General features: G+C 36.3%; 20 protein-coding genes and 1 other annotated feature. Of the genes, 1 reads left to right on the forward strand and 19 read right to left on the reverse strand.

Annotated elements, in window-relative coordinates:
• The first annotated feature begins 1 nt into the window (after position 1).
• Complete coding sequence (locus tag LLS04_RS07720; protein WP_323611126.1) at positions 2 to 736, forward strand: amino acid ABC transporter ATP-binding protein; 735 nt, start codon at positions 2 to 4, stop codon at positions 734 to 736.
• Between the two features lie 581 nt (positions 737 to 1,317).
• Here the strand turns inward: LLS04_RS07720 and rbfA are convergent.
• The 19 genes from rbfA to rplU form a co-directional block, all read right to left on the reverse strand.
• Complete coding sequence (gene rbfA, locus LLS04_RS07725) at positions 1,318 to 1,653, reverse strand: 30S ribosome-binding factor RbfA (RefSeq protein WP_003773715.1); 336 nt, start codon at positions 1,651 to 1,653, stop codon at positions 1,318 to 1,320.
• A 17-nt stretch (positions 1,654 to 1,670) separates the two neighbouring features.
• On the reverse strand, positions 1,671 to 3,527 hold the full coding sequence (infB, locus tag LLS04_RS07730; RefSeq protein ID WP_003773717.1) for a translation initiation factor IF-2: 1,857 nt from the start codon (positions 3,525 to 3,527) through the stop codon (positions 1,671 to 1,673).
• Positions 3,520 to 3,846: a L7Ae/L30e/S12e/Gadd45 family ribosomal protein gene (locus LLS04_RS07735; protein ID WP_254006509.1), complete on the reverse strand. Its 327-nt coding sequence runs from the start codon at positions 3,844 to 3,846 to the stop codon at positions 3,520 to 3,522. Before LLS04_RS07735 ends, infB begins: the two co-directional genes overlap by 8 nt.
• A complete protein-coding gene (gene rnpM, locus LLS04_RS07740) occupies positions 3,836 to 4,090 on the reverse strand; it encodes an RNase P modulator RnpM (RefSeq protein WP_003773722.1) in 255 nt (84 codons plus the stop codon). Before rnpM ends, LLS04_RS07735 begins: the two co-directional genes overlap by 11 nt.
• A 16-nt stretch (positions 4,091 to 4,106) precedes the next feature.
• Entirely contained in the window at positions 4,107 to 5,717 is a 1,611-nt protein-coding gene (gene nusA, locus LLS04_RS07745; protein ID WP_323611127.1) for a transcription termination factor NusA, read from the reverse strand.
• A gap of 12 nt (positions 5,718 to 5,729) precedes the next feature.
• Positions 5,730 to 6,161, reverse strand: coding sequence for a ribosome maturation factor RimP (locus tag LLS04_RS07750; protein WP_323611130.1), 432 nt, complete (start codon positions 6,159 to 6,161; stop codon positions 5,730 to 5,732).
• A 149-nt stretch (positions 6,162 to 6,310) separates the two neighbouring features.
• Positions 6,311 to 10,612, reverse strand: a complete 4,302-nt coding sequence (locus LLS04_RS07755; protein WP_323611132.1) for a PolC-type DNA polymerase III — start codon at positions 10,610 to 10,612, stop codon at positions 6,311 to 6,313.
• A gap of 16 nt (positions 10,613 to 10,628) precedes the next feature.
• Positions 10,629 to 11,309, reverse strand: a complete 681-nt coding sequence (gene rnc / locus LLS04_RS07760; protein ID WP_323611134.1) for a ribonuclease III — start codon at positions 11,307 to 11,309, stop codon at positions 10,629 to 10,631.
• Between the two features lie 27 nt (positions 11,310 to 11,336).
• Positions 11,337 to 13,295 (reverse strand): ATP-dependent DNA helicase RecG, encoded by a 1,959-nt coding sequence (locus tag LLS04_RS07765; protein ID WP_323611135.1) that lies wholly within the window; start codon positions 13,293 to 13,295, stop codon positions 11,337 to 11,339.
• Positions 13,296 to 13,320: 25 nt separating this feature from the next.
• Positions 13,321 to 14,946 carry a DAK2 domain-containing protein gene (locus tag LLS04_RS07770; protein ID WP_323611136.1) on the reverse strand — a complete coding sequence of 542 codons (1,626 nt, stop codon included), beginning with the start codon at positions 14,944 to 14,946 and terminating at the stop codon, positions 13,321 to 13,323.
• Positions 14,946 to 15,305, reverse strand: coding sequence for an Asp23/Gls24 family envelope stress response protein (locus LLS04_RS07775; RefSeq protein ID WP_016357183.1), 360 nt, complete (start codon positions 15,303 to 15,305; stop codon positions 14,946 to 14,948). Before LLS04_RS07775 ends, LLS04_RS07770 begins: the two co-directional genes overlap by 1 nt.
• 31 nt (positions 15,306 to 15,336) lie before the next feature.
• A complete protein-coding gene (locus LLS04_RS07780; protein WP_323611138.1) occupies positions 15,337 to 16,149 on the reverse strand; it encodes a cell division protein FtsQ/DivIB in 813 nt (270 codons plus the stop codon).
• Positions 16,133 to 17,224, reverse strand: coding sequence for an undecaprenyldiphospho-muramoylpentapeptide beta-N-acetylglucosaminyltransferase (gene murG / locus LLS04_RS07785; RefSeq protein ID WP_323611139.1), 1,092 nt, complete (start codon positions 17,222 to 17,224; stop codon positions 16,133 to 16,135). Before murG ends, LLS04_RS07780 begins: the two co-directional genes overlap by 17 nt.
• 9 nt (positions 17,225 to 17,233) lie before the next feature.
• Complete coding sequence (ruvB, locus tag LLS04_RS07790; RefSeq protein WP_123244794.1) at positions 17,234 to 18,244, reverse strand: Holliday junction branch migration DNA helicase RuvB; 1,011 nt, start codon at positions 18,242 to 18,244, stop codon at positions 17,234 to 17,236.
• Positions 18,245 to 18,832, reverse strand: coding sequence for a Holliday junction branch migration protein RuvA (ruvA, locus tag LLS04_RS07795; RefSeq protein ID WP_323611141.1), 588 nt, complete (start codon positions 18,830 to 18,832; stop codon positions 18,245 to 18,247).
• Positions 18,833 to 18,846: 14 nt separating this feature from the next.
• Entirely contained in the window at positions 18,847 to 20,130 is a 1,284-nt protein-coding gene (gene obgE, locus LLS04_RS07800; RefSeq protein WP_323611143.1) for a GTPase ObgE, read from the reverse strand.
• A gap of 53 nt (positions 20,131 to 20,183) precedes the next feature.
• Complete coding sequence (gene rpmA / locus LLS04_RS07805; RefSeq protein ID WP_003773744.1) at positions 20,184 to 20,468, reverse strand: 50S ribosomal protein L27; 285 nt, start codon at positions 20,466 to 20,468, stop codon at positions 20,184 to 20,186.
• Positions 20,465 to 20,785, reverse strand: a complete 321-nt coding sequence (locus LLS04_RS07810) for a ribosomal-processing cysteine protease Prp (RefSeq protein ID WP_323611144.1) — start codon at positions 20,783 to 20,785, stop codon at positions 20,465 to 20,467. The genes rpmA and LLS04_RS07810 overlap by 4 nt, the downstream gene beginning before the upstream one ends.
• Before the next feature lie 4 nt (positions 20,786 to 20,789).
• Positions 20,790 to 21,104 (reverse strand): 50S ribosomal protein L21, encoded by a 315-nt coding sequence (rplU, locus tag LLS04_RS07815; protein ID WP_003773746.1) that lies wholly within the window; start codon positions 21,102 to 21,104, stop codon positions 20,790 to 20,792.
• Between the two features lie 18 nt (positions 21,105 to 21,122).
• Positions 21,123 to 21,193 (reverse strand) — a sequence feature (ribosomal protein L21 leader region).
• Positions 21,194 to 21,564: the final 371 nt, after the last annotated feature.

Below are 21,564 nucleotides of genomic sequence, written 5' to 3' on the forward strand. Positions count from 1 at the left end.
AATGAGTTTTTTATCCATATCCCATTTAAATAAGTCATTTGGTGAATTACAAGTCTTAAAAGATATAAACCTTGAGATTAAAAAAGGTGAAGTTGTTTCATGTATTGGATCCAGTGGTAGTGGTAAATCAACACTTCTTCGTTGCATTAACCTCCTTGAAACCTTTGATAATGGTACCATTACTTTCAATAATGAAGATGTTACTGATCAACAAATGGATATCAATAAGTATCGATCCCAAGTAGGAATGATTTTCCAATCCTTTAACCTTTTCAATAATAAATCGGTCTTAGAAAACTGTACCCTCGCACCGATTAAGGTCTTAAAAGTTGATCCGAAAGAAGCTGAGACTGAAGCGATTAAAAACCTGGAACGTGTTGGGATGGTAGAATTTAAAGATCAAAACGTAAAACAACTATCAGGCGGCCAAAAACAACGCATTGCGATTGCACGAGCATTATGTATGAAACCAGAATTTCTCCTCTTAGATGAGCCTACATCAGCTCTAGACCCGGAAATGGTCGGAGATGTACTCGAAGTTATTAAGAGCTTAGCAAAAGAAGGCTACACAATGTTTATCGTAACGCATGAAATGGATTTTGCTCGAGAAGTAAGCGATCGAATTCTTTTTATGGATAGTGGTATTATTCTCGAAGAAGGTTCACCCGAAGAATTATTCTTAAACCCGAAAGAAGAACGTACAAAACAATTCTTAACACGATTCATGAAAGTATAATTAATCATAAAAAAAACGGCTCATGGCCGTTTTTTTAACACCTTATTTAGTAGAAATTAACTTGAATTAGATTCAAGTTAATTTCTAAAATCACACACAACATAATCGATTTACGCTCAAAAAAAGAGACTACAGCGTCTATTTTTCTAATATTATTCTTCGGATGATGATAAAACAAATATAAGAAATCAAATAAGCGACTATTACGATATCTGTGCCTGGCTTTTCGATGTATAAAATAATCGGAAACATTAACAAATAGATAGAGTTTGTGTATCTATGTAGTTTTTTATTCCAACTATCTTTTGATTCATAGATTATTAACAACAACCCAATCATTATAAAAATGAGACACATAATACTTACAACGGTATAAAACACATCTGTATTGTTAATCATAATTTGTGCTCCTTTCAAGATATGACGAAACACTATTTCGATGATAATATCTTCAAAACAAGTTCACGTTTATGAAGATATTAGACTACAAAATGACCACTGACATTACTATACCAAACAAATTATTGTGGTAGCAACACTTTATATAAGAAAAACTTGGAAATTAATCCAAGTTTCTTTTTTTATTTTTTAAGCGATTCTAAAATACCATCGATTTTAGCACCATATTCTGATGATTCATCGAGTTTGAAAATTAATTCAGGAGTACGACGAATACTCAATGCTTTACTTACTTCTGAACGAAGCATGCCTTTAGCTTTATTTAAAGCATCCATTCCAGGTTGTTTCTTAGAATCTTCTAAAAAACTAACATAGATTGTAGCAAATGAGAAGTCATTGGTAACATCCACTTCTGTAATACTTACAAATTTTAAACTTGGATCATTTAATCGATTTTGAATAACTGGTGCGAGTTCACGCTTAATGATAGATTCAATACGTTCTTTTTTAACTGTCATATTAAATTACCTCTGTTCTACTTTTGTTCAACTTCAATTTCACCAAATGATTCAATAACATCGCCTTCTTTGATATCATTATAGTTTTCAATAGTAATACCACAATCAAATCCTTGAGATACTTCTTTTGCATCATTTTGGAATCGTTTTAATGAAGCCATTTGTCCTTCATAAATAACAACACCATCACGCATTAAGCGAACTCCGGATTCTTTAAGCATTTTACCATCTGTAACCATACATCCAGCAATTGTACCAACTTTAGAAACTTTATAGATTTCACGTACTTCAGCTTGTCCAAAGATTTTTTCTTCGAATACAGGCGCTAACATACCCTTCATCGCTGCTTCCATAGCTTCAATTGCTTTATAGATAATATTGTAGAGACGAATTTCAATACCCTCTTCATCAGCTTTCTTTCGAATCGCTGCAGTAGGACGGATATTAAATCCTATAATAATTGCATTTGATGCAGATGCAAGCATGATATCATTTTCGGTAATTCCACCTACAGTAGCACGAATTACGTTTACACGAACATCATGTCCATCACCAACTTCAATACGTTCTAGCGATGCTTTAACAGCTTCTGCTGAACCTTGAACATCTGTTTTTAGAATAACATTAATATCTTGAATTTCACCATCAGCAATTTGTTGTGATAAATCATCAAGACTTAATGCACTTGTTTGATTACGATCCGCTAAGATACGAGCTTGGTTACGTTTATCTGCAACAGCACGTGAGCTCTTTTCATCTTTAAACGCTCTAAATGAATCACCCGCAATTGGAACATCACTTAAACCAATGATTTCAACTGGCATTGAAGGTAATGCTTCTTGTAACTCACGACCACGGTTATCAACCATTTTACGTACACGACCAAATGTAGTACCTACTACAACTGGATCGCCTTGACGTAATGTTCCTTTTTGAACAAGTAAGGTTGCAACCGGTCCACGACTTTTATCGAGTTTCGCTTCAATAACAGTACCAAACGCTAAACGATTTGGGTTCGCTTTTAATTCTTCTAATTCAGAAGCAACAAGAACTGTTTCAAGTAACTCTTCAATTCCCTCGCCTGATTTAGCAGAAATCTTAACGAATACAGTGTCTCCACCCCATTCTTCTGGCATAACTCCAAGATCACTGAATTCTGAATACACACGATCGATATTGATATTTGGTTTATCAATTTTATTGATAGCTACGATAAGCGGTACATTCGCTGCACGAGCATGATCGACTGCTTCACGTGTTTGTGGCATGACACCATCGTCAGCAGCTACAACAACAATAACAATATCGGTAACACTTGCTCCACGAGCACGCATCGCTGTGAAAGCCTCGTGACCTGGAGTATCTAAGAATGTAATCTTTTTCCCTTTATGGGTAATTTGGTAAGCACCAATATGTTGTGTGATTCCACCAAATTCATCTGCAACAACATCTGTATTACGAATTGTATCCAATGTCGTTGTTTTACCGTGGTCAACATGACCCATAATTGTAACGATTGGAGGACGTTGTTCAAGTGTTTTTGGATCATCTTTTTCTTCATCATCCAGTGTTAATTCATCTACAGGTTCTACACGAGTTGCTTCAACTTCGTATTCCATACAAATTAACTGAACTGTATCATCATCTAAAGAAGTGTTGATCGTAACCATTGTTCCCATCATAAATAAGAGCTTGATGACTTCTGCTGGACTCTTATTAATTTTTTCTGATAAATCTTTAACCGTAATACCATCAGTATACTCAATTTCCGAAATTACGACGTTATCTTTCGGCTTAAAGTTGTCCTGAGCGGGACGCTTATTATTACGATTTTGTTTGTTTTTATTATTTCTCTGTCTTTTTTTATTACTCACTTACTACGTCACCTCTTTCTACTAAGTAAGATTTAAATACTTTACTAAAACCACGATCGCTCACTCCAACTGCAACTCGGTTTGTCATACCAATTGACCATGACAATTCTTCTCGAGTAACTCCACCTATTACAGGAATACCTGCAGTGTTGCATTTATCTTGGATTTGTTTTCGGGTTCTCTCGGATGCATTATCCGCTAATACAACTGCATACACTTTGTTTTTCGTAATTGCTGGTAGCAATTCATCACCGTAAACTAATTTACGGCCACGTTGGCATAAACCCAGTGTATTTAACATTTTTTGTTTATCGAACATAGTTCTTAAGCTCCTCATAGATTTCAACCGGAACTTTTGTTTTAAGTGCACGTTCAAGAGCACGAGACTTTTGAGCTTTCTCAATGGTCTCTTCCGTCACATATAAATATGCTCCGCGCCCATTTTTTCGGCCACTTGGGTCTATTTCAATTGTATCCTCTGGTGTTAAAACAACACGAAGCATTTCACCCTTCGGATGTTGTTCTCCCGTTACGATACACTTGCGCAATGGTACTTTTTTCATTACACACCTCCTAAGATTATTCGGCGTCGTAGTACTCATCAAATTCATCAAAGTCGATTTCTTCTTCTAACCATGAATTTGATTCAGCTGCCTGTTGTTTCTCAATTTGTTTGAGTTCTTCAGGTGAATACTCAGGAAGAATATCATATTCTTTTTCTTTAAGAAGTTCACTAGTATTAACTGGCTTATCTTCTTCACGTTCTGGTTTACGTCTACGACGGCGTAAATCTTGTTCTTCTTTACGTGATGCATCTGCAAGTTGTTCAAACTTAGATACATAATCTGTACGTGGTTTGAAAACATCTTTGCGATCAAGTTTAATTGCTTCTTCTGATTCTTCAGTTTCTTCGATTATAATTTCTTCAGAAACTACATCCGTTACTTCTGTTTGTTCAACTTCTTGAACTTCTTCAATAATTGATTCTGAAAGATCTGCTGTTTCTTCAACTTCAACAATTTCTTCTGCGTCAACAGTTGCTTCAACTTCATTTCGATCTTCAAGTTCTTCATTCACTTCTTCTTGAACTTGTTTAGAACGAATTTCAGCTTCATAAGCAGCCATTAGTGAAACATAATCAATACCATCTGCTTCTGCTTCTGACACTGATTTAATATCGATACGTTGTTTCGTTAGACGTACCGCTAAACGAGCATTTTTACCACGTTTACCGATTGCTAGTGAGAGTTGATTATCATCAACAATAACAACAAGGCCTTTATTATCCGAATTTGGATAAACAGCAATCACTTCTGCTGGAGCGAGTGCATTATTGATTAACTCAACCATGTTATCACTCCACTCAAAGATATCGATTTTTTCACCTTTAAGTTCTTCAATAATTGCTTGAACACGACTACCACGTGGTCCGATACATGCTCCAATAGGATCGATATCAGAATCGTGTGAATAAACAGCAATTTTTGTACGTTCACCTGCTTCACGTGCGATCGCTTTGATTTCGACTTGTCCTTCAAAAATTTCAGGAACTTCATTTTCAAACAAACGACGTACAAGCATCGCATCAGCACGTGATACAAGGATTTGAGCACCTTTTGTATCGCGGTTAACATCAGTGATTACAACTTTAAGCGTTTGACCTTCACGGTATGTTTCGCCTTCAATTTGTGCAGCACGAGGCATAACTGCCAAAGATTTACCTAAGTTAAGAACAACAAATTTTTCTTCAACACTTTCAACCATTGCCATAATCATTTCGCCGAGTTGATCAATATATTCATCATAAACAGCTTGTTTTTCAGCTTCACGAATTTTTTGTTTAATAACATTTTTCGCTAGTGTCGCTGCAGCACGTCCTAATTCAACAATTGGTTCTTCAATCATGTAGTACTCGCCTACTTGAAGTCCTTCTGCGCCTTCAGGAAGTTCTGTAATTCCAACTTCTAATTCATCGTCCATAACTTCTTCAACCACGAGAAATTTATGGAATAATTTCATTTCTTGAGTTCTTTCATCAATGATTACATCGACAAGTGCATCAGGAACACCAATTTGTTTGCGATACGCTTTAATCAGTGAGTCTTGTAATGCATCAATAATAATCTCTTTTGAAATATTGCGATTATCTTCAATTTCTTGCATCGCTAATATAACATTTTTAACGTTCATTTCACTATCTCCTTAAACTTTAACCGCTAATCTTAGCATTTTAATATTTAAACGTTCAATTGCAATTTTCTTTAATGCTGTTTTTTGTCTATAAGATACAACAACCTCGTTTTCGTCTACGGATATTACTGTTCCTTCTACATAGTCAGCACCTTGTATTGGATTTTTAAATTTAATTGATACGTATTGATCGACAACATTATCATAATCTTCTTCAAGAATGACACGTTCTGCACCTGCAGAACCTACATCAAGACCAATCTCATAATCCAATGCTTCACCAAATGCTTCACCAGCCTTCGCACAGATTTCTAGATGCACAGGTTTGAAGTCTTTACGTGCAATACTCAATTCAAGTAATTCATTACTTATGAGTTCTGCATCAATAATATCAAGTCCCAGTGCTTCTGCAGTTGGTTTAATTTTCTCTAAATACTTTTCCATAATCGCTCCTTAGACAATATATAAGGAGTGGCTTAACCACTCCTCTGTTTCAAAGTATATGCATATTATACACTTAAACCGAGGTAAAAGCAAATCTATGCATCCAGTTTCAGCAGTTAAAAATAGATAAATTTAAGTCATTTAATCTTTTAAAACAAACTCATCTGATTACTATCTTGTAAATGGGAAGTTACACCCAACTCATCCAGTTTTTTGACCGAAGTAGAACTAATTCCACCTCGCGTCATCAGATCTTTTTTGGATATAAATGGTTGTTCTTCGCGTGCTTTCACAAGTTGTCGAGCAACGTTATCACCCAAACCATCCACTACGTTAAACGGTGGAAGAATTGCTTTATCATCGCGGGGATCCAGACTGAACTCTGTAGCCTTTGACAACTCTAAATCTAGAGGACTTACTTTATACCCTCTACTTTGGAGTTCAAGTGTTACCTCCAGTGTATCAATTAGATTTTTTTCTTTAATTGTTACATCTTTTTTGGTATCAAAACTCTTTAACCGCATATTAATTGAGTTTAAACGACTTGCGACTATTTCTTGTGATGCACACATCGTTTCAATCTCATAAGCGTTTACCCGCAATGTAAAGTACACTGCATAATAAGCTCTCGCATAATAAACCTTAAACCACGCTACACGAATCGCCATCATAACATAGGCTACAGCATGCGCCTTAGGGAACATGTACTTGATTTTTAGACACGAATCAATATACCACTCAGGTACATTATTTCGTTTCATGGAAGCAATCCATTCATCGGTAAGTCCGCGTCCTTTTCGAACACTTTCCATGATGGTAAATGCTTCCTTCGCTTCAAGACCATAATGCATGAGATCGACCATGATATCATCTCGACACCCAATTACCTTATCAAAGGCTAATCCTTGTTTGATTAATTCTTCAGCATTATTACGCCAAACATCGGTTCCATGAGAAAGACCTGATATACGCACTAAATCTGAGAACTTATTCGGGCGCGTTGCTTCAAGCATTCCACGAACAAATGGAGTTCCAAACTCGGGTAATCCCAATCCACCAGTGACTTCATGATATTTGCGCTCATCGACATCTAAGGCCTCTGTCGAACCAAAGAGTGATAAGGTTTTCTTGTCATTCATCGGTACATCATGAATATCAACACCGGTTAAACGTTCTAACATTTTCATCGCTGTTGGATGCACATGTCCTAAAATATCGAGTTTAAGTACATTATCATCAATATCATGAAATTCGAAATGTGTTGTATACCACGTAGAATCCGGATTGTTTGCTGGATATTGAATAGGCGTAAAATCATGAACATCCATATAGTCTGGAACAACAATAATCCCACCGGGATGTTGTCCTGTTGTTCGTTTAACCCCTTCTGCTCCTACCGCAAGATAGGTATTCCATGCATTATTACTATTTGTAATATTCATACTCTCGTGATAACCCAGAACATACCCAAATGCAGTTTTTTGCGCAACCGTTGATATCGTACCTGCGCGATAAACATATTCCTCACCAAATATTTCTTTGGTGTATGCATGTGCAAATTCCTGGTAGTCTCCTGAAAAGTTTAAATCGATATCAGGTACTTTATCACCTTCGAATCCTAAAAACGTTTCAAACGGAATATCTTGGCCTTCACAATGTAACGCTTTGCCACAATTCGGACAATCTTTAGGGTCTAAGTCAAATCCCGAAGAGTACTCACCATTTAGAAAGAATTCATTGTAATGGCAATTATCACAAACGTAATGAGGCGCAAGCGGATTAACCTCTGTAATCTCAGCCATCGTAGCAACAAGAGAAGAACCAACAGAACCACGAGACCCTACTAGATAACCATCATCGAGCGACTTTTTCACAAGAAGATGAGAAATATAGTAAATAACACCGTAACCATTTCCAAAAATTGATTTGAGTTCGCGTTCAATGCGTGCTTGAACGATTTCAGGGAGTGGCGTTCCATAGAGCTTATGCGCATTATGGTAAACAATATCTTTGAGGAGCTCATCACTGTTTTCAAGATGAGGTGTAAACAACTCTTTTTTCTTGGGTGAAATATCTTCAATTTCATTTAATAATTTTACAGGGTTTTTAACGACATACTCGTAGGCTTTATCTGCACCTAGAAATACGAATGCATCCAACATCTCATTGGTACTTCTAAAGTGTTGGTTCGGCGCCTCGAAAGCCATTCGGCGTTGTTCGTTAAAAATATATAAGGGATGACGTGAGCCACCAATCCCCTGTGAATGGATGTAAACATCGCGGATTACTTTTTCACTAGGATGGTTATAGTGTACATTCCCAACAGCTAATATCGGTTTATTGAGCTTTGTAGCTGTCGTTATAATACGATTAATAATATCAAGTAAACGTGATTCACTTTCAATTGCCTGACTCTCCAACAAAGGAGCATATAAGTCTAAAGGCATAATCTCTACATAATCATAAAACGCAACGCAACGCTCAAGTGCTTCTTGACTTTTATTCATAGCAATTTCAAAGAGTTCAGAATTGGTACACCCTGCTCCTATTAGTAAATTCTCACGGAATCGTTCTAATTCACGCCTTAAAATTCTTGGCTCTGCCATGACAGCATCCCCTTTTGACGTTTTACCAAAAAACGCAAGATATTTTGTATGCGAAAGGGTTATTAATTGATATAGATCTTTAATGCTTGATTGTGTTTTAGCAATTACAGTGCAATGACTTTTCCGTAATTTTTTAAAACTTGATTCATTATTTAAAGATTGGAGATCGTCAATCGTCTGCATCGTACTTAATTGCTCAAGACGTAACATTTCTAAGAATACAAGCGATAATACTTCGGCATCATAATCAGCACGGTGAGCAACACCTTCGTCATAACCAATTCGCATAAATCGTGCAATACTTCCCAAACGATATGAGCGTCGATTATCAAAGAGTGCACGTGATAAATCTAAAGTATCAATCACTGCATTTTGAATTGGTTCTTTTCCTATTCTACGAAGAGTTTCTTGAATAAAATCAATATCAAACTGCGCATTATGGGCCACCAGCACATGATCGCCTAAGAATTCTAAAATTTCATCCATTGCTTCTTCAATTGTCGGTGCATTCACGAGATCGGCATCCGTAATATTGGTTAATTCTTGAATAAAAGGTCTAACCGGAACTGGAGCTTTTATGAATGTTTGCATCTTCTTAACAACACGACCATTTTCAATTAACACACCACCAAATTCAATGATGTGATCGTAATAATTTGAAAGCCCTGTCGTTTCCAAGTCAAAAGAAACATAAGAACCTGTTTGAAGAGGTTCGCCATGAGCGTTAGAAACGATTTTAAGCTCACCATCAACCATATTCATCTCAACGCCGTATCCCAATTTAAACTCATGATCCGGATACTTCGAACGTAATTTTTTAAGATTTCCGTATGCTTTCGGAAAACCTTGAACACCGGTATGATCTGTAATGATCGTACCCGGATGGCCCCATTCAAAGGCTTGCGCCATATATTCTGAGGCATCATTAATTCCGTCCATTTCGGAAAATTTTGTATGCAAATGAAACTCGACACGTTTTTCATCCGCTGTATCAAAACGACGGAAAATATTATCAATTTCCTCATAGCGATGCATCTTAAAAATGTAATCACGTTCATATTTCGCATCAAACACATAGGTTCCAAAAACACGGATACAAATACCTTTGGAAATGATTTCTTCCTCAGTGTCCGCAAAATCAACAACACAAATTGCAGATTCCCCATCACTTAAATAATACTTCGCAATGAATTTCCCTGTTCTTGTTTCACGAACTTCTACATCAAAGACTTTACCTGCTACCGAAACATCACGTGCTTCATCCGTAAGTAAACTCATCTTTATCGGATTATAGTTTCCTTTACCATTTCGTCGTTTCGGAACTCTGGAAACAACTTTTCGATCGACTACTTCAACTTTATCAATTTTAGGCATTTCGGATACCTCATCTTCAAGGCTTCCGGTTGAAATTTCCGCATCCACTTCAAGATCGATACCCAATGATTTTAGTGCATCACAAAGAGCACCACATTCTCGTAACGTTGCTTCTTGATGATGCTGGTCAATACATAATAACTTGAGATGTTGATTAACAAGTTGCAACGATGATTCTTTCACAGCACTTAAATTCTGCGCGCGAACAATCATATCCGTATACTGGCTAATATTTAAAAAATCAAGATCGCAATGCTTAGACTGCACAATAAGTTCAACATCCGTTTTTGTATACAATTTCAATTTTTTCGTTAACTCTCTATAGACTGAAAAAGGTAATGCATTCATTACCTTCACGTTGAGAATCAATTTCTTTTTTTCTGGATTATACTTACACGAGATAATGTCCGCATCCTCAAAATGAAACGAATAATTTTTATTAATTCCAAGTTTGTCAAAAATTTCGGTCACGATATCATCTCCTTTTTTATTTTACAAGTTTCTCAAATGCATCCTTCGCTGCCATTTGTTCTGCTTTCTTTTTCGATAAGCCTTTTCCTTGGCCAAAAATAAGTTCATCCAACTTCACAACCACTTCAAATTCAGGTGCATTGGATGGACCCACAACATTGATAACTTCATAACTGACCGACTTACGTGAGTCAGATTGTATATACTCCTGTAACTTAGTTTTATAATCCGTAATACTTAAGGATTCAAGTTCATTAAAAGCATCATTCATTACAGAATCAAGTACACGATTAACACTATCGATACCACTATCTAAATAGAGTGCACCAATAAAACTTTCGAATAAATCAGCGATAATTGAAACTCTAACTCTACCACCGTTTTTTTCCTCACCCATCCCCAACATTAGATAATCATTGAGTTTAAGTTTTAAGCTATATTGTGCAAGGGCATCTTCGCAAACGAGTTTTGCTCGATAAAGCGTCATATCTCCTTCATTAAAATGATCTTGATGCTTAAAAAGACGCTCTGATACACAAATTTGTAATACAGCATCGCCCATAAATTCAAGACGTTCATTATCTTCTAATAATTCTTCTGCCTCATTCACATAAGAAGAATGAATAAAAGCATTATTAATTAAATCTTTATTAAAGTATTGAATCTTCATAGAATCCAATAAATCCCATTTTGTCATGTTATCACCTTATAATATTATACACCATTATGTCGTTTTAAAATACTGTCGGCGGTCGACATCCGCAATTATTTCTTGGTAATCTGTATTATCTAAATTTTGAGAAATAGCGATTGCATCTATCTTAGCTTGTTTAAGGATATTTTCATCTTTTATAATATCTCCCAAAATAAAGTTTGGAAGTCCCGACTGACGTTGGCCTAAAACATCTCCAAACCCTCTAAGTCTCATATCAATCATTGATAATTCAAAACCATCATGGGAAGAAACCAGCGCGTTCATTCTATGTGCTGTTTCATCACTTTCATTACTGCTAAGCAAATAGCATACACCTTGCTTACTACCACGCCCTACACGACCTCTTAACTGATGAAGTGTTGCTAGACCAAACTGTTCAGCATTATAAATAATCATCATATTGGCATTATGTACGTCAAGACCTACCTCGATAACACTTGTGCTAATAAGAATATCAATATCCCCTGAAACAAATGATTGCATTTTCGAAGCCTTTAATTCACTTGGCATTTTACCATGCACAAAGTCAACATTATAACTACTGAAAACTGGTATAAGATTCTCACAAATTGTATGAACATTTTTAACACCTGGCCGCTCACCCTCTTCAACCGCTGCACAAACGATATAAATCTGCTCTTGATTCTTTAAACGATCATGAATTGGTTCCATAATACTACGGAGTGAATTTTCATGAATCCAATGGGTTTCGATTTCTTTTCGATGACTTGGATAAGTCGCAATCGTAGAAACATCGAGGTCAAAGAATAAACTCGCGGCAAGCGTACGAGGTATGGGTGTCGCCGAAAGCATGAGGGTATCAATACGTTTTCCCTTTGTGATGAGCGCTCGACGTTGTTCGACACCAAACCGATGTTGTTCATCAATAATCGCAAGACCGAGATTATGAAAGACCACGTCTTTTTGAAAAAGTGCATGCGTACCAAAAATAACAGATGCTTCACCAGTACCGATTGCTTGAATCACGTCATCTCGATGATCGATACCTTGAGATAACACAACACAATTGATATCTGGAAAAAGTTTCTGAAAAGACTGAACATGTTGCATTAATAATAACTCAGTTGGAACCATAAATGCGACTTGATATCCCGCTAAATAGTTTGCAAAGGCAGCAAGAAACGCAACAACAGTTTTCCCACTCCCAACATCACCTTGAAGTAAGCGATTCATTTTTTTAGATGACTGTTGATCATTAAGAATCTCATCTAAAGATTGTTCTTGATCGACAGTCAGTTTAAAAGGCAAGATCTCAATTTCTTCTTGAACCTTAGCGCGTTCAAACGACTTGGAGACACCGTACTCGCGATCGCTATTATTTAATGTAATCGAAAGATGGTAAGCTAAAAACTCCTCATATTTAAGTGTTCTTAAACCATGGTGAAGTTCTGTTTCACTTCGTGGCATGTGAATTGATTTAACAGCATCAAAACGATCCATAAGTTTATATTGATCTTGAAATTCTACAGGTATAATGTTGGGCAACGATACATTTTCAATAATCTTCTGGATTAAACGCTCAATTTCATATTGTTTAATTCCTGATTTTTGACTATAGATCGGTTTGATTCCAACGATATCTTGAATATCCTTATTACTTACCGTTTTCGCAGTGATATTACCTTCTTTTCCGACGATACCAACTACCACAATACCGTGTTCGTAATGACGCGTATTCAGATAGCGTCGGTTGAAAATCGCGACAGGAACAATCTCATCTTGAAAAACAACTTTAAAATTTGTTACTGATTGATTGCGACGAAATGTAAAATTCTTAAAACCACCCAATAATCGTCCCGAAAAAACAACGGTATCTCCTGGTCGCCATGCATCTCGAGGTTTCGCCTCCAGACGCTCATAACGATAGGGAAAAACCATTAAGAAACTTTCAGGTGAGTCAGCACCATAAGTTTCAATGATTTTTAATTGTTTAACCGTGAGTTTCATAAAAAAATAAAAGGGCTTAGCCCTTTTACTCCACTCCAATGATGTATGAATAAACTGGTTGTTCACCACGATGTGATTCTACTTCTACATCATATGTAGATTCAATAAAATCAACAACTGTCTCGGCCTCTTCATCCGATACATCTTCTCCAGTGATTAAAGTAACAAGTTCACTTTCATCATCAATTAACTTCGCACAAAGTGCTTTCGTTGTTTCTAAACGATTAGGGTTGGTTACAACAATGTCTTTTTCAAGAATCCCCATGAAATCATTTTGTTTAATTTCAATGGATTCAAACATCGTATCTTTAATAGCGTATGTAACTTGACCTGTTTTGGTATTTGCAACAGCTTCAAGCATTTCAGTTAAATTATCTTCAACATCTACATCAGGATTGAACATAACACATGCTGATAATCCTTGAGGAATCGTTTTTGTTTCAATAACGTGTATATCTTTGTCTTCACAAATATCTTGAGCTTGTTTTGCAGCCATAATAATATTGGAATTATTTGGTAGGATAAAAATATGATCTGCATCGATACTATTGATCAGTGCAACAAAATCTTCAGTTGATGGGTTCATTGTTTGACCACCACTGATAATATATTCTGCACGGAGCTCTTTAAACATATCCACAACACCTGTACCTGCAACAACAGCAACAATTGCATATTTGCTGTGTTGTTTTTGTGCTTTAGTAGCATTAGATTCTGCATCTAATATTGTATTGTGTTGTTCAGACATATTTTCAATCTTAAGTTTAACAAACTCACCATAGCGTTGCGCTAAGTTTAGAGCATTACCTGGTTTCAATGTATGAACATGAACTTTAACTAAATCTTCATCCGTAACAACTACTAATGAATTACCAAGTGCCTCTAGTTGCGCTCTGAATTTGTCTTCATTATAACGGTTGATTGATTCATCATCGAGACGTACGATAAATTCAGTACAATAACCAAATTCATCATGTTCGAAATCTGAAGCAGCTGCATGATTTGACTCGTCGCCTTCTTCAAGTTCAATAGGGTTTCCTTTTAATTCTGCTAAGAATCCTTCTAAAACGGTAACATAACCTTTACCGCCACTATCGACAACACCAACTTCTTTTAATACTGGTAGAAGTTCAGGAGTTCCATCTAAAGATGTATTTGCCTCGGATACTAAACATTCAAAAAAATCAATTACTGAGATTTCTGGATTTTTAAGAACAAACTCATAGGTTGCCTGTGAACTTTCACGTAAAACAGTTAGGATAGTTCCTTCAACAGGACGCATTACTGCCTTATAAGCAACTTCTTTACCTTTTTGGAAAGCTTCCGCAAGATCCATAACACTTGCTTCTTGTAAATTTTCTACGGATTGCGCAAATCCTCGGAAGATTTGAGAAAGGATAACGCCTGAGTTTCCTCGTGCGCCCATTAATAAACCGCGAGATAATGTTTTGGATAATTGACCTAAGTGTGATGTAACAGCTTTTTTAGAATCTGTTAAGCCACTTGTAAAAGTAAGATTCATATTAGTTCCTGTATCTCCATCAGGAACTGGGAAAACGTTAAGAGCATTAATTTCATGATGCTTATTTGTTAGATTGTTGGCACCACTTTGAAGCATCTTCAAAAAGATATCGCCATTAATAGTATTCATTATTGAACAACCTTAATACCTTGAACATAAACATTAATTGTATTAAAGTTTTGTTGAAGTGTTTTTTCTAACATGTATTTCGCTTTCTTCTGAACTTCGAGTACTACTTCTGAAATCTTAACGTTATAACTTACAATAATATATAAATCTAAATCAAAACCGTTATCCCCTTTACGCACAATTACACCTTTGGAATAATTTTCACCCTTTAACAATTCTGCAAGGCCATCTTTAAAGACTTGCTGAGAGGCCATACCAACAACACCATAACATTCTGTCACGACACCGCCAGCTAGCATTGCGATTGCTTCGTTTGAAACATTGATTTTTCCAAATTCATTGGTTTTTTCAATCGCCATCATTTCTCCTCCTCTTTCATATTTTTATATTTTATGATGCACATGCCTTAACAACAGCAGACTGTGTTTCTTCAGTTGGACCGTACTCGATAAACTCGATACAACGAGCATTCGAATCAGCCCCACTTATAATAGTAGCATATTTATTCAGTTGTGGTAAAGTTTCTACATTTGTAAAAACAAAATAATCATTATTCATTACAATCCTCATATAGTCAGGTTCAACTTTTGTGGGCTCGAAATGAATTTCAGAAACGGAAGCCATAGAACCATCATCAATGGTAGCCAAAGCAGCTAATAGAGATTCAGATATTGATTCCTCTGTAAACCCTACAAGCAATGGTAAACGTTCAATTACTGAAGGATTAAGCGTTTCCAACTCTTTATAGAATCCATCTTCAAAATAAATTCGAATGGACGGTTCTAATGTGTAACCCACAGCTTTCTTTTCCGTTACGTTTAAATTTATGATACCTTGACGATAATATACATTAGCGTCAACATTGTCAATCCCCTTAACTTTTTTACCTTTATGATTAATGAAAGGTTTAAACGTTAAATAGATACGTTGATTTTCATGTATATTGAGCGCATCTTTGATTTCTGCGTCACTTAGAATTACATTTCCATTCACGCGTACATTGTGAACTCGAGAAGCATCGCTTTTATCAAAATAGTAAATCCCTATTAGAACCCCAATCACAATTAAAAACTGAAGCATTTTAATCAACCGACGTTTTCGCTTATTACGGCGAATTGTCTTCTTTTTAAGGTCTATCGAAGCCTTAATTTTATCAATTGGCTCACGCTCATCATTCAATTCAGGATTATTGCGACGCGTCATCGTTTCCCACCACCTTTTCAACTAAATCTGCAATATTCGAAACCGCATCTGGCGTTGCAAGCTTACGTGCATTGTGACCTAATTCAACCAAACGTTGTTTATTACGAATCAGTTCAAAAACATGTTTATTTAATACGTCATCATGGATATCTTCTTCTAATAGCATATCACAAGCGTTCTTATCAAATAACGATTTAGCATTATAAAATTGATGGTTATTTGCCACATATGGGCTTGGTATTAGTAATGACGGCAAACCAAATGATTCAATCTCAGCTACTGTAGAAGCACCCGATCGGCATACGATTAAATCAATTACCGGTAAAAGCGCTTTTTGGTCTACAAATCCCTCGAGACGAATATTGGGATGAACCTCACCAACTGTCTTTTTGAAGTTATCAATATGAAGTGGACCCGTAACAATAACTACTTGAGTCATTGGGTCATCATAATACTTAACAAATTTTTCGAATTTTTTATTCATAGCAGTTGAGCCTTGCGACCCCATAACCATGAGGACTGTATTTAAATTTAAATCCAAATTAAGTCGTTCAACTTCTTTCGAACTATTAATTTCCTCATGGATTAACGAAGCACGAGGATTTCCAAGATAGTGGACATAATCTCTACCTGAAAATGCTTCCTCATAACATGTAATAATCGCTTTCGCAGAATCTGCAATCATCTTGTTTGCTTTCCCAGGATACGCATTTTGTTCATGTAAAACAATCGGAATCTTGAGTGATTTTGCCGCAAATGTTACGGGACCACAAACATATCCACCAAAGGCAAATACAACATCTGGTTTCAATGATTTCAAGTGTTTTTTTGCAGCACGATACGCTCCAAATTGAGAAAAAACTGCTTTAATTTTATCAAAGATACTGCCTTGAAGTCCTTGATTGTGAATCGCAAAAAAGGGATATCCTGCTTCTGGCACGATCCAAGATTCCATTTTATGGTCGTTTCCAATGAAAACAACTTCTGTATTTCGATTCTTTTTAATGAAATCAGCATAGGTAATTGCGGGGTAAATATGACCACCACTACCACCTGTAACAATACATACTTTCATACCCTACCTCTATTCAAATAGCCTTTGGTTTACATCGATTTTTAAATGTTCATAAGCCTTTGTTGTTACGACACGACCACGCGGAGTACGATTAATAAAACCTAGTTGTAACAAATATGGCTCATAAACATCTTCCAGTGTCATGGTTTCTTCAGAAATTGAAGCGGCTATAGCTTCAATCCCTACAGGTCCACCATCAAAGCGTTCAATAATTCCACGTAGATAACGTAAATCTACGTCATCAAGTCCTAAATGATCCACTTTTAGTTTATCAAGTGCCAACTGTGTTATTGAAATGTCGACAACATTATCATTTAAAACTTGAGCGAAATCTCTTACACGTCGAAATAAACGATTCGCAATTCGTGGTGTTCCACGAGAACGTTTCGCAATTTCGCTTACACCTTCTCGATCGATAACTGTATTGAGGACTCGACTTGTTCTCGAAACGATGGTTTCAAGTTCATCTTGACTGTAATACTCAAGTTTTGAAATAATACCAAAACGATCCCTTAATGGTGAGGACAAATCACCAGCGCGTGTCGTTGCACCAATAAGCGTAAAAGGCGGTAAATCAATTTGAATGCTTCTTGTTGATGAATCCTTACCAACAACAAGATCCAAAGTGAAATCCTCCATCGCAGGATACAAGACTTCTTCTACTGCTTTAGGCATACGATGAATTTCATCAATAAACAAAACATCACCAGGCTCCAAACTTGATAAGATCGCTGCAAGATCGCCACTACGCTCAATACTTGGCCCACTGGTCACCTTAATTCCTGTTTGCATTTCGTTTGCGATTACATGCGCTATTGTTGTTTTACCCAATCCAGGAGGACCATAAAACAATAAATGATCTAATGCTTCATTACGCGATTTTGCCGCTTCAATAAAAATTTTTAAATTTTCTTTTAGTCCTTCTTGCCCAACATACGCAGAAAGCGTTTGAGGACGTAGACTTTCTTCGTAATCTTGACCGGATAAAATAGCTTCACCAGACATTAGACGTTCTTCCATCTACAGCCCTCTCTTTCTTGAATGCAAGAGCTTTAAGCCTTCTTTAATCATATCATCCACTGAATCAAGATTTAGAAGTGACAACTCATGCTTTATATTGTTCAATTCTACTTTTTTAAAACCTAGATCACCTAAAGCATCCAGTGCTTCATCAACAAGCGGTAATGCCTTTGTATTTGATGAAGGCGTATCTGATGCAATAAACTTACCTTTAAGATCTAACATCATTTGAGAAGCCATCTTAGGCCCCACACCCGGTAGTTTCTTAAGGAACGCCATATCTTCTTGATCAATAGCACGAACGATATCATCACCACTAAAACGGCTTAAAATTGTAATCCCAGTCTTAGGACCTACCCCTTTGACTGTTATTAACTGACGAAAAATATCTAATTCACGTTTTTCTACAAATCCAAATAAAATGATTGCATCTTCTCTCACATGTTGGTAAGTGTGAAATATTATGCTCTCATTTAATGTAACCATTTCTGGATTCCCACAAAAAACTTGATAACCAATACCATGGTTATCGACCACAACATAATCGATTCCTCGATCCACTGCAACACCTGAAATAAATGCAATCATATTATCACCTATTATTATTCTACCATACCTTCTTCAAAAACAAATTGAATATCTGCAACAATTACAATATCACCATCTTTTACACCTGCTTCACGGAGCGCTTGATCAACACCTAGACGCTTCATAGCAAGCCCAAACTGAACTGCAGATTCCTCAGTATCAAATTCATATTGACGCAATTGACGGTCAATGATGTCACCGGTAACACGCCATTTTGTTTGATTAATTTGTTCAATATCAAAATTACGTTTTGGTGCTTCATATTTATAAACAACAGATTCACTCTGTTCTTCAATACGTTCTTCAACATGTTCGTCAAGAATATCTGCAAGACGGTAAAGAAGCGAATCGATTCCTTCTCCAACCATTGTAACAAGTTCAAAAATTTCCAATTCCGGATATGCTGCCTTAAACTTCTCTAAATTTGCAGGTGCAACCTCTAGATCCATTTTATTCGCAACAACAACCATTGGTTTTTTCAATAAGTCTTCGTTATATTTTTCAAGTTCATTATTGATGACTTTATAATCCTCAATCGGATCACGACCATCTTCTGCACCCATATCCACAACATGTACTAACACACGACAACGTTCGATATGTTTTAAGAAAACATGTCCAAGACCTTTTCCTAAGTGTGCATCTTCAATTAATCCTGGCAAATCTGCCACAGCAAAAGAACGACCATCTGGACTACTTGAAATACCTAAGTTTGGAGCAATCGTTGTGAAATGGTAATCCGCAACTTCTGGTTTTGCTCTCGAAATTACTGATAGTAATGTTGATTTCCCAACGGATGGGTAACCAATAATCCCTACATCAGCAAGTAATTTCAATTCAATTGTGATATCAAGTTCTTGACCTAATTCACCTTTTTCAGAAAACGTAGGCGCAGGGTTATTTGCTGTCGCAAATCGAGCATTACCTCTACCGCCGCGTCCTCCATGAGCTACAACCTCACGTTGGCCCACTTCTGTTAAGTCAGCAATAACAATACCTTTTTCGTTGTCAATGACCATAGTACCAACTGGAACTCTTAAGATTACATCATCGGCTCCGGCCCCGTGCATTTTTTTATTCTTCCCAGGTGTACCATGTGAAGCTTTAATAACACGATTATATCTTAAATCAAGCAATGTTGATTTATTAGAGTCTGCGACAAAAACGATATCGCCACCTTTACCACCATCACCGCCATAAGGTCCACCAAGTGGAACAAATGCTTCGCGACGGAAAGATGTCATTCCATCACCACCGTTTCCGGCTACTACTTTTATATTAACGCGATCTACAAACATTAAATCACCCTTTCCATTTCAATTAAAAACCCCCTATTTAAGGGGGCTTCAGATTAAGCTACTGGATAAACTGAAACACATTTGCGAGTTTTGCTAATGCGTTCGAATTTAACAACACCATCCACTTTAGCGAATAAAGTGTCGTCGCCACCACGGCCTACGTTAACACCTGGATGAATCTTTGTACCACGTTGGCGGTATAAGATTGAACCTGCTGTACAGAATTCACCATCTGCGCGCTTTGAGCCTAAACGTTTTGAATGTGAGTCACGACCGTTTTTTGTCGAACCAACACCTTTTTTAGAAGCAAATAATTGGATATCTAATACGAATTTCATGAAGTAACCTCCTTTTCATTAATTTCGATATATTTAGATTGAGTTTGTTCTATTGTTTTAAGTTGTAACAATACAAACTCAAATAATTTTTGATTAAGTTCATTACTATGTTTAATTTCAATTTCAATTAGCGGTTCTTGAGTCATTATCAATTCTACAGAATCAGTCAACGCATCAAAACCGTTAAGGGCACCAACCATAATGGAACTAACTCCAGCACACACAAGATCAAATCCTTGATCACCAGAACCAGCATGACCTGTTACAGTCATTTTTTTATAGAACCCTTCGCTAACTAAAACAGATACATGTATCATCGAACTATCCTGCGTTAATTTCAGTTACAACTAACTTAGTATACGGTTGACGATGACCTTGTTTTTTACGTGTTGAACCCTTTTTAGCTTTATACTTGAAGATAGTAATTTTCTTACCTTTTCCATGTTTTTCAACTTTAGCAGTTACAGTAGCACCTTTAACGTATGGAGTACCAACTTTAAGTGTGCGGTTTTTAACAGCAACAACTGTTTCGAAAACGATTTCTTCGCCTTCTTGAACATCCAATTTTTCAACGAAAATTGTTTGATCCTTTTCAACTAAAACTTGTTTTCCACCTGTTTCAATAATTGCGTACATAGTACACCTCCTTCAATTTTTTGCCATAAGACTCGCCAAGTAAGGTGGACGAATCACTTAAACCTTACAGTGTGCGGTTGTACGTCCAGAGACATGCAACTACGCCTTTAAATGCCTTAACATTATATAACAGTCCCATTCCAATGTCTAGTGTATATCTGAATTATTTCAGTTATTAATCATTCACTTTATTCAGACACAAAATCATATTCACCCAAGTGCTATTTATTGAATTAATACGATTTTATTTTCACGATGAATATTTATCATAATTCTGGCTTTAAACGGCAAACTTTAACTAACAATAACATAAAAAATATATGATTTAAATGTTTTTTCAACCTTAATACTTAAATTCTTCTTAAGATTCACATAATAAAATTTATTTCTGCTATTTGTATGTTAAAATCGTATCGAAAGGTGGATTTGGGATGAAAGCATTTTTAAATTGTGGGTGCGT

Source organism: Erysipelothrix enhydrae, assembly GCF_035066605.1.
GTDB classification, from domain to species: Bacteria; Bacillota_I; Bacilli_A; order Erysipelotrichales; family Erysipelotrichaceae; genus Erysipelothrix; species Erysipelothrix amsterdamensis.

Bases quoted from the DNA above. Each gene is read 5' to 3' on its own strand.
- rnpM (WP_003773722.1), bottom strand. From the start codon at position 4,090: ATGAAAAAAGTACCATTGCGCAAGTGTATCGTAACGGGAGAACAACAT.
- rbfA (WP_003773715.1), bottom strand. From the start codon at position 1,653: ATGACAGTTAAAAAAGAACGTATTGAATCTATCATTAAGCGTGAACTC.
- rplU (WP_003773746.1), bottom strand. From the start codon at position 21,104: ATGTACGCAATTATTGAAACAGGTGGAAAACAAGTTTTAGTTGAAAAG.
- murG (WP_323611139.1), bottom strand. From the start codon at position 17,224: ATGAAAGTATGTATTGTTACAGGTGGTAGTGGTGGTCATATTTACCCC.
- LLS04_RS07780 (WP_323611138.1), bottom strand. From the start codon at position 16,149: ATGACGCGTCGCAATAATCCTGAATTGAATGATGAGCGTGAGCCAATT.
- ruvB (WP_123244794.1), bottom strand. From the start codon at position 18,244: ATGGAAGAACGTCTAATGTCTGGTGAAGCTATTTTATCCGGTCAAGAT.
- LLS04_RS07750 (WP_323611130.1), bottom strand. From the start codon at position 6,161: ATGGAAAAGTATTTAGAGAAAATTAAACCAACTGCAGAAGCACTGGGA.
- obgE (WP_323611143.1), bottom strand. From the start codon at position 20,130: ATGTTTGTAGATCGCGTTAATATAAAAGTAGTAGCCGGAAACGGTGGT.
- rpmA (WP_003773744.1), bottom strand. From the start codon at position 20,468: ATGAAATTCGTATTAGATATCCAATTATTTGCTTCTAAAAAAGGTGTT.
- LLS04_RS07765 (WP_323611135.1), bottom strand. From the start codon at position 13,295: ATGAAACTCACGGTTAAACAATTAAAAATCATTGAAACTTATGGTGCT.
- LLS04_RS07775 (WP_016357183.1), bottom strand. From the start codon at position 15,305: ATGGCGATTGAAAAAACCAATGAATTTGGAAAAATCAATGTTTCAAAC.
- rnc (WP_323611134.1), bottom strand. From the start codon at position 11,309: ATGACAAAATGGGATTTATTGGATTCTATGAAGATTCAATACTTTAAT.
- nusA (WP_323611127.1), bottom strand. From the start codon at position 5,717: ATGAACGTTAAAAATGTTATATTAGCGATGCAAGAAATTGAAGATAAT.
- LLS04_RS07810 (WP_323611144.1), bottom strand. From the start codon at position 20,785: ATGATACATGTATCTGTTTTAGTTAGCGAAGGGTTCTATAAAAAAATG.
- LLS04_RS07735 (WP_254006509.1), bottom strand. From the start codon at position 3,846: ATGTTCGATAAACAAAAAATGTTAAATACACTGGGTTTATGCCAACGT.
- LLS04_RS07770 (WP_323611136.1), bottom strand. From the start codon at position 14,946: ATGAATACTATTAATGGCGATATCTTTTTGAAGATGCTTCAAAGTGGT.
- LLS04_RS07720 (WP_323611126.1), top strand. From the start codon at position 2: ATGAGTTTTTTATCCATATCCCATTTAAATAAGTCATTTGGTGAATTA.
- ruvA (WP_323611141.1), bottom strand. From the start codon at position 18,832: ATGATTGCATTTATTTCAGGTGTTGCAGTGGATCGAGGAATCGATTAT.